1 pseudogene is annotated in these 886 nt (G+C 78.9%); it reads right to left on the minus strand.

Annotated features, from left to right (window positions below):
- Positions 1–886: pseudogene (locus DY245_RS32765) on the minus strand (chromosome segregation protein SMC); the annotation flags it as partial.

Consider the following 886-nt stretch of genomic DNA (forward strand, 5'->3'; position numbering starts at 1 on the left):
CCCGCGCCCGCGCCTCGCGCTCGGCGCGCGCCCCCCGGTCCAGCGCATCCGCCCGCCCGGCCAGCGCCTTGACCCGCTCCTCGTGCGTACGCGCCTGGAGCCGGGCCTCCATCTCGGTCTGCCGCGCATTCGCGCCGTCGGCGGCCAGCCGGTCCCGTACGGACGTATCGGGCTCCTCCTCGCCGACGCCCGGGTCCTCCTCCGCCACGGCCAGCCGCTCGGCCAGCTCCTCGGCCTCCTCGGTGGCCCGCACCAGCGCCTCCTCGGCCTTGGCCGCCGCCGCGTCGGAGCGTTCCGCCTCGCCCGCGGCCGCCCGTGCCTGCCCGCCGAGCCGCCCCAGATCCCCGGCGACCTTCGACTTCTCCCGGTCCGCCGCCCGCCGCCGTTCGGCCAACTCCTCGACCAGCGCGGCACACTCCGTACGCCGTCCGGCCGCCGCCCGCTGCGCCTCGGCCAGCTCTGCACAGCGCGCCGCCAGCTCCTCCAGCTCGGCCGCGGCCTCGTCGACCGACGCCTGCACCTCCAGCAGACTCGGCGCACCGGCGGAACCGCCCTGCGCGAAATGCGTCCCCAGCAGATCGCCCTCACCGGTCACGGCCGTCAGCTCCGGCCGCGCGGCCACCAGATCCTCGGCGTCCTCCAGCGTCCCGACCACCACGACGTCCCGCAGCAACCGGGCCATGGCGGCCGTCAACTCCGGCGGACCCTGGACCAGTTCCCCGGCCGGTACGGGCTCGGAACGGGGGCCGGGGACGCGATGCGCGGCCGCCTCGGGCTCAGGGGCACCCGGCGCACCGGCCGCACCGCCCGCCCCGCCGGCCACGGCAGCCGCGGCCGGTTCGGCCACCCCGCCTGCTGTCGCCTGGGCCTCCACCGGCCGCGCCGG

The sequence above is a fragment of the Streptomyces inhibens genome, assembly GCF_003389455.1.
GTDB lineage: Bacteria > Actinomycetota > Actinomycetes > Streptomycetales > Streptomycetaceae > Streptomyces > Streptomyces inhibens.